The organism is Streptomyces sp. NPDC102258 (genome assembly GCF_055584685.1).
In genome coordinates, this window is record NZ_JBVJLO010000054.1 from 1 (window position 1) to 7,464 (window position 7,464).

The following is a 7,464-nucleotide window of genomic DNA, read 5'->3' on the forward strand; positions in this document are numbered from 1 at the left end:
CCTACTCCTGACCAGCGAAAACGCCGCCCTCAAGTCCGGAAAGACAACAACCTCTAAGTCCCTCGCCGCAGCACCGGCGGCGGCCTCCGCTGCCGCCGCCGACACGGGTAGTTGCTCGCTCGCGGCCACTGGGCATTGGTACTACAACCGCTTCACCTACTGCGTCAACGGCCTGACCGTGCTTTACACGCTCAAGGACAGTAACGACAAGCCGATCGGCACCGGGACGCTCGACATTTCAAGCAGCGCCGTCCTGCCCGCCAAGGGCACCAAGTGGACCGAATTTGTCCGAGCGACCATGACCGGTGCGACCGGGGCCGTAACGACCTTGAATGTGCGGCTCAAGCCCACTTGCTCGGCCGGTTGCAAGGTCACCAAGTCCCCCGTATGGACCGGTAAGCCCCTGATCAAGGACAAGGTCCTCGTCGGCGATGTGATCTACGAATCCACCCCGGCTCCCGGGACGCAAGTCGATTTCTCGACGTCGTATGAGTTGTTTGTCTGGTCTCCCGGTGCCCAGATCATCGACCCGAGCGCCTCCTGGAGCAATCCGGAGAAGATCCGCTGCGACGACGCGGTCCGGGACACGACCAGCACCGGCACGCCGGACCCCGGCTGCGTTGTGCCCAGCGAAATGCCGGTCGTCAAGATGAGCGACCAGCCGACCCCGGCGGGCGCCGGGGCCGCTGCGGCCGGTTATCTCTGGGCCCAGAGCAACCTCGGCGCCTGGGGGCGCGACAGGCCGCTGACCCGAGCGAAGGGTGACTTGGCCGGCCGGACGGCTCGGACCTGTGGGACCTTTCAGGCGCGCACTGACCTCGTAGCGGACGACAGGTGCGATGAGTTCCCCTTCGCGGCCACCCGTGAAGGCGGAATCGATGGTGCTCAGTGCGCTGAGATCCTCCCCCGTCACAGCACCCGCGGGGGGTGGGTCACAGATGTGCTGGACGGCGGCACGGGCAGCTCTTGCACCCGTGCTCACGTCCCGCTGGCCGACAAGCAGGCTGGTGAGGCCCAGGTCGCCGAAGGCTTCGCAAACCAGCGAGTAGTGGAAGGCGACCAATTCAAGCTGGAGATATCCGGTTCGATCGCGGAGCCACAGGCCGTTTGCCGCCAGAATCCTCCCACCGGATGGGTCCCTTCGGGCATCGGATGGATCAAGAACACCACCGATCCGGTGCCGCACGTCAAGAAGACCGACCCACAGTCGCCGCCCGGCGAGCGGGCGGCCATTGCTCAGGCGTGCCTGGGTATCAAGCCCCCGAAGGGTAGCGAGGCGGAGACGTTTGACATCACCGGCTGGAAGGACGCTGAAGAGTTCCGCGACCAGTACTCGCCCCGTACTGGGATCGCCCGGTGTCATCTGATAGCCAACGCCCTCGGCGGCAAGGGTGGAACGGGCGACGGCAATAATCTCTTCCCCTGCTGGCAGTCTGGGACGAACACGGGGAGTCCCAGCATGCGGACATACGAGACGGTGGTTCAAAGGGCGGTGAGGGAGATCAAGGATGGCGGCATCCTTGGGCCTAATGACGCGATCTTCTACGAGGTAACACCTGTCTACCTGTACACCGACAGCACGATTCCTCAGGGTGTCAAGATGAGCGCTAGGGTCGAGCGTTCGGACGGTACGTCGCAGCCACTGTTCCCCGACGTCGAAATCACCAACACTCAGAAGAACACCGGACAGCTGAACCTCGGAAACTGACCCACCCAGTTCGAGCCATCGGGAGCCAGAATGAGCCGTACCACCCCGCCGCGGCCGGTCGACGTCACCGCGGTATTTCCTCAACTGGCCCCGCTGGCACGCCCGGCGATCCGGTTGCACCCGCGCCCCGGATCCCCGACTCCGCGCGACAGTTCGGTCGGCGGGCCGCTGCTGTGGCCCGCCGGCGAGCCGTGGCCGCACTGCGAGGAGTCACACAACGAGGCGAACGACCTGTACGAGGCGTACGGGGTGTACGCCAACCAGGATCACGAGTGGCGCGACGGTCCCAACCCCATGGTGCCCGTAGTCCAGCTGTACGTGCGCGATGTACCCGTGCTGCGACCGCCCGGGCAGGCCGACCTGCTCCAGGTGCTGTGGTGTCCCTTCGAACACGAGCCGGACTACAAGCCTCCGACCGCGCTGTTCTGGCGGTCCTCCGCTGAAGTCACCGAGATCCTCGCCGCGCCGCCCGGCCCCTTCGCCGTGGAGTACGAGGAATACATACCGCGGCCGTGCATGCTCATGCCCGAGCAGATCTCCGAGTATCCCAATCCCATGGACCTGCACAAGGAACTGCAGCAGCGGCTCGGCGACTGGAACAACTGGCAGGTAGCCGGAGCCGCCGTGGACAGTTCCTGGGCCCCTTACCCGGATTCGTACTACGCAAGGGAGCTGTCCGTCGCCCCGGGATGGAAAGTCGGCGGCTGGCCGCGTTGGGGCCTCACCGATCCGATCGCCTGCTTCTGCGCCGCCTGCGAGGCAAGAATGGTGCCGCTGTTGACGATTGCCTCGTGCGAATGGGACAGCAGCAACACAGGTTGGGTCCCGTACGAGGACCGAGACCTCATCACCCTCGAGGACCCAGATGTGGCGAACCCATCCATGGTCCAGGTTTCCCGGAGTAACCGCCTCCAGCTCTATGTCTGCCCGCAATCCCCGGATCACCCGCACACCAGCCTGATCCAGTGAGCTCGCCTCCGCACTGAGTAGCCCCGGCGGCTGTGCGAGCACATATTGGCCGTTCCGGTCGGTGCCGGTCGGGTCCGGCCGGTATCTGCCCGCATGGAAATAGACGTACTGTCGTTCGTGCAGTGCCCCACTTGATGAGCTTTGCTCCTTCTCGCCACCGAAGACGCCCCCGTCCTCGCCAGCCCCCTTCAGGTGGGGAAGTGAGCGCAGGGGGCATGGAAGGACGTGACGCAGGGTGCCGGATGCCTCAGCGTCCCGCTACTCCGCCACCGTGTTGTCCCCATCGCCATCTCCGTCTCCTTTGCCCAGAATTGGCACCTGCCTCACCTTGATGTGCTGTGGCACCGGAAATGTCGCCCAATCCACTCTCATCACCAAGCCCGATCGCTGCTCCGGGACTTTTCGTTTAAAGGGAGAAATGATGGAGGAGAAGCCGCTCTTGGCAACGCGGCAGGCGAGGCTGGAAATCGTCCGGTGGCTCATTTGCAACACCTGTCGGCGCCACGGCGTACTCTCCTAACGCTTGCCGATGGAGTTCGATCAGTAGCGCTCAGGACAGTTAAACTGTCACTCGCAGTATGAACCCCTGTGTCCAAGCTCCAGGGGTCGCCTCATAGTTCGGACGTGTCCCCGGGGGAGTGGGATGGTGTCTGCTGATTGCCAGGGGGTTGAGGATGGGTGCGGGTACGGAGCCGGACGGTGCGTCCAAGTCCGATGAGGAGTGGGAGCGGTTTCTGCGCGAGTCGGTGGCGGGTGCTGCCGACGCGCCCCAGGAGCCGTCGGCGCGGGCCCGCGAGGTGGCGAAGCGGCTGCGCGAAGAGCCCGGCCGCAACCCAGACGGCTGGCGCAGCTACACGCCCGCGCAGCCCAAGCGGCGCAGGGTCTGGTACATGGTCGGGCTGCTGGCCTCGCTGCTGCTTCTGGTGTTGGTGGCGCTCGTGCCGGGGCCGATGGTGGACCTGTTCGCCGGCGGGAAGTCTGACTCCGTGCCGCTGGCGGCCGAGACCGTCCCTCCGACCCAGGGACCCCCGGCGAGGGCGGCCCAACGTCCGACCATGAAGGAACCGTTCCGCGGCTCGCCCGCGGCCGACTGGGCGAACGGAGTGGCGGGGATCACCGTGCCGGAGGCCCGGGCAGTCGGATGGATGGGCGCGGCCGAGGTCGAACGTGCCCTCGCTGGCAGCCGGGACTTCCTCGTCGCGTCCAGCCTGGACCGCGCGGTGCTGCGGGGTGAGCGTCCCGAGAAGGCCATCGCCCTGATCAACCCACACCAGAAGGACGTCCAGGACCTTCTGGAATCCGCTTTCCGAACCCCGAGCGAGAAGAACGACCCCCTCCTCCTCTTCAGCCGCTTCCAGCCGTCCCGCACCCAGCTGGTCGGCGACGTCGTGAAGACCCGGGGCCGGCTCACCTATCGGGAGGGCCCGCGCGGCGCGGTCGAGGTGACCGCCGACGTCACCTTCGTCTACCCGGTCACCCGCGCGAACGCGGGCGGCGACGATGAGATCGTGCGCACGATCGTCCGGCGTGAGCTGGTCCTGAGTTGGGACGATCCTTCCAAGGTGATCACTAAGCCGGGCACGTTCTCGGTCATCTCGTACAAGTATGAGATGACCAACGGCGGCTGCGACGCCTCCAAGGGATACCTCACCCCGCCTTTTGGTAAAGACCGGCGGGCCGACGAGGGTGGCACGAAAATCGACCCGTACGACCGCAGCGCGCCGGTCGGGCGGGGCGATTCCTCTCAGGACGGATGTGGGAGTGCGGCGAGGTCCTAAGAGGGTGGTTCGTGAGTCTTCGGGTGGTTCTGGCGTCGCCTGATGGTGTGGGTGTGGTCTAAATCCGCCGGTTCCAGGTCGCTTATCTGCTGATGTGACGAGGTGACTGAACGCAAGCCGTACCCGAGTGACTTATCGGACGGGCAGTGGTCGTTGATCGAGCCGGTGCTCACGGCGTGGAAGGACCGGCACCGTTCGGTCAGCGGCCACCAGGGCGTCTATGCGATGCGGGAGATCGTGAACGCGATCCTCTACCAGGGCCGGACTGGATGCCAGTGGGCCTACCTCCCGCACGACCTGCCGCCGAAGAGCGCGACGTACTACTACTTCGCGGCCTGGCGGGACGACGGCACTGACCAGGTCATCCACGAGCTCCTGCGCTGCCAGGTCCGTGAGAAGGCCCGCCGATTAGAGGACCCGACCCTGGTGGTACTGGACACTCAGAGTGTCCATGCGGCCGCCGGGGTCCCCGCCTCCACAACCGGTCGGGATCCGGCAAAGCGGGTCCCGGGCCGCAAGCGGGGCCTGGCCGTGGACGTCCTCGGCCTGGTCATCGCGGTGGCCGTCCTCGCCGCGAACGCCCACGACAACACCGCGGGCATCACCCTGTTGGACCAGGTCGCCGAACACACCGGCGGAACCATCGAGAAGGCCCTTGTCGATCAGGGCTTCAAGAACCAGGTCGTCGCGCATGGAGCCGGCCTGGGCATCGACGTCGAGATCGTCGAACGCAACCCGCAGGAGAAGGGGTTCGTTCCGCAGCCGAAGCGGTGGAGGGTCGAGCAGACCTACGGGATCCTGATACTGCACCGACGTCTGGTCCGCGACTACGAGCACCACCCGGCCTCGTCCGTCTCCCGCGTCTACTGGGCCATGACCCAGGTCATGACCCGCCGCCTCACCGGCGAGAACACTCCCACCTGGCGCGAACCGCAGAAGGTGAGCGTGTGAACCTTCAGCCCTTGCTCGACGCGCTCGGCATCCAGGAGGAAGCCGCCCGAGGCCTGGCCGACGACCGTGCGCAGCCGGCCGACCGTGCCCTGGGCGAGGCGCTGCGTCGGCCCGGGGTGCTGTTCCTCGACGACGCGCAGCGCTTGTCCCCGCCGCTGCTGGACTACCTACGCCTCCTATGGGACGAGCCGGGGACCGCTGCCGCGCTGCTGCTGTGCGGGGCGGGCGCGGAACGGGTGATCGCGCGGGCACCGGCGTTGAGGTCGCGGGTGCTGACCTGGCACCAGGTCCCCGGACTGGATCAGGAGCGGCTCTCGGAGACCCTGGCGATGTTCCACGACGTGTGGGAGGGCGCCGATCCGGCGGATGTGGGATGGGCGGATGCGACGGTGGCGCGGGGCAACTTCCGTACCTGGGCAAAGATCACCTCCCACGTCTACGCCCTGACCAAGCGCGGCCGGGATGTACGGGTGGACCGTGCGCTGGTCGAGCAGGCCTGTGCCCGGCTGGGCCCTTACCCGTAGCGTCCGGCGGGGCGGGATCGGAAGGGGGAGGGCCAAGACGGGGCGGCAAAGGGCGGTTTCATGATCAGCTCATCCGAGGTGGGGGCACCGCTGGACGTGTCAAAACTGATGCCCGAGCTCCAGGGGCAGGCGCTTGCGGCGTTACGCGGCCCTGCCGTGCAGCGGTTGTTGCGGCTGCGGGCCCAGGGACGGCTGTCGCGGGGGCATGTGCGTCTTGCGGGGGAGTGTCTTGGGGTGTCGGAGCGGACGGTGTGGCGGTGGCTCGCGCAGGCCGAAGCCGATCCAGACGCGGGGGCTGTTCCGGGTACCCGGTCGGTGGACCGGTTCGAGGTGACGCCGGAGGTACGGGTGCTGCTGGCGTACTGGCGGGGCAACGCGTCCGCGGTCCACCGGCAGCTGGTGGCCCGCGCCAAGACGGCGGCCGGCGAGCCGGTCACCGTGGTTCCGGCTGGTGCGCCGATGGAGGCGGTGCCGGTGTTGGATCCGGTGCCGTCGTTGTCGACGTTTCTGCGTGCGGTGCGCCGTGACCTGACCGCGGGCGAGCGCGCGGGTCTGGCCCGCGGGCCGGAGGCGGCCCGGGCCCACGATGTGTAAGGGCGCCGCCCGTTGCAGTGGCGGAACCAGACCTGGGAGGCGGACCATGTCCAGGCGCCGCTCGTGGTCGACGCGGACGGAGAGCTGGTGCGCCCGTGGGTGACATGGTTCATCGACGTCGCGACGAAGACCATCACCGGCACCGCGGTCACCCCCGGCCATCCGTCCCGCGCCTCAATCCTGGCGGCCCTGCGCGCGGCCGTGCTGCGCACGGGCCCCTACGGGCCTGCAGGGGGCATCCCTGAGCACGTGCGGGTCGATCGCGGCCGGGACTTCCTGTCCAAGACAGTCCTGGGCGCCCTCACCGACCTGGACACCAAGCGCGAGGATCTCCCTGCCTACAGCCCCCACCTGAAGGGCACGGTGGAGAACCTCAACCGGAGTGCGGACCGCATGCTCTTCGCGGTCCTGCCCGGCTACACCCTCACTCCCAAGCCCCGGCCCGCCAAGAAGAAGCGCGACCCTGACGAGCCGGTGCCGCTGACCTTCGTCGAGTTCACTGCCGAGGTCCTCGACTGGGCACGGTGGTGGAACACCGAGCACCGCCCAGCCGGCCTGAACGGCCGGACCCCCGTCGAGGCCTGGCAGGCCGACCCCACACCTCTCTCGGACATCCCCGAGGCCGCCTTGTGGGGGCTGATGCTGGAGGACGACGGCCGGGTCCGGAAACTGAGCAGCCACGGGGTCCGCTGGCGCGGCCGGGACTACCTCGGCGCGTGGATGGCCGGCCAGGCAGGCCGCCCCGTCAGGATCCGGCACATGCCCCACCACGACCACGAGATCGAGGTCTGCGACCCGGCCGGCCGCCACCTCGGCACCGCCCACCTCGCCGACGCCGCCACGCCCGAGCAACTCGACGAGCTACGCCGCACCCGCACCGCGCGGTGCGATCTCTCGGTTTGGGGACAGTGGTGTGAGAGACAGTGAGTGCCTGGGGTGT

6 protein-coding genes and 1 pseudogene are annotated in these 7,464 nt (G+C 67.6%); 6 read left to right on the plus strand and 1 reads right to left on the minus strand.

All coding sequences use genetic code 11. The features are described 5' to 3' along the window. Both ACZ6ZT_RS34875 and ACZ6ZT_RS34880 read left to right on the plus strand, forming a co-directional pair. Positions 1–1,708: DNA/RNA non-specific endonuclease (locus ACZ6ZT_RS34875; RefSeq protein WP_469724460.1), on the plus strand; the 1,708-nt coding region annotated here is incomplete at its 5' end. 30 nt (positions 1,709–1,738) lie between these two features. Then, positions 1,739–2,677 (plus strand): hypothetical protein, encoded by a 939-nt coding sequence (locus tag ACZ6ZT_RS34880; protein WP_469724461.1) that lies wholly within the window; start codon positions 1,739–1,741, stop codon positions 2,675–2,677. A 258-nt stretch (positions 2,678–2,935) separates the two neighbouring features. On the opposite strand, the gene ACZ6ZT_RS34885 is transcribed toward ACZ6ZT_RS34880, so the two are convergent. After that, positions 2,936–3,160 carry a hypothetical protein gene (locus ACZ6ZT_RS34885; RefSeq protein WP_469724462.1) on the minus strand — a complete coding sequence of 75 codons (225 nt, stop codon included), beginning with the start codon at positions 3,158–3,160 and terminating at the stop codon, positions 2,936–2,938. Positions 3,161–3,351: 191 nt separating this feature from the next. Here ACZ6ZT_RS34885 and ACZ6ZT_RS34890 point away from each other — a divergent pair, with 191 nt between their 5' ends. The 4 genes and pseudogenes from ACZ6ZT_RS34890 to ACZ6ZT_RS34905 all read left to right on the plus strand — a co-directional run. After that, a complete protein-coding gene (locus ACZ6ZT_RS34890) occupies positions 3,352–4,455 on the plus strand; it encodes a hypothetical protein (RefSeq protein WP_469724463.1) in 1,104 nt (367 codons plus the stop codon). Between the two features lie 102 nt (positions 4,456–4,557). Further along, entirely contained in the window at positions 4,558–5,406 is an 849-nt protein-coding gene (locus ACZ6ZT_RS34895; protein ID WP_469724464.1) for an IS5 family transposase, read from the plus strand. Beyond that, a complete protein-coding gene (locus ACZ6ZT_RS34900) occupies positions 5,403–5,930 on the plus strand; it encodes a TniB family NTP-binding protein (RefSeq protein WP_469724465.1) in 528 nt (175 codons plus the stop codon). The genes ACZ6ZT_RS34895 and ACZ6ZT_RS34900 overlap by 4 nt, the downstream gene beginning before the upstream one ends. 108 nt (positions 5,931–6,038) lie before the next feature. Continuing rightward, positions 6,039–7,409: pseudogene (locus ACZ6ZT_RS34905) on the plus strand (transposase); the annotation flags it as partial. Between the last annotated feature and the right edge of the window lie 55 nt (positions 7,410–7,464).

Excerpts from the sequence above, each read along its gene's own strand:
- ACZ6ZT_RS34880 (WP_469724461.1), top strand. The coding sequence starts at position 1,739 with ATGAGCCGTACCACCCCGCCGCGGCCGGTCGACGTCACCGCGGTATTT.
- ACZ6ZT_RS34885 (WP_469724462.1), bottom strand. The coding sequence starts at position 3,160 with ATGAGCCACCGGACGATTTCCAGCCTCGCCTGCCGCGTTGCCAAGAGC.
- ACZ6ZT_RS34890 (WP_469724463.1), top strand. The coding sequence starts at position 3,352 with ATGGGTGCGGGTACGGAGCCGGACGGTGCGTCCAAGTCCGATGAGGAG.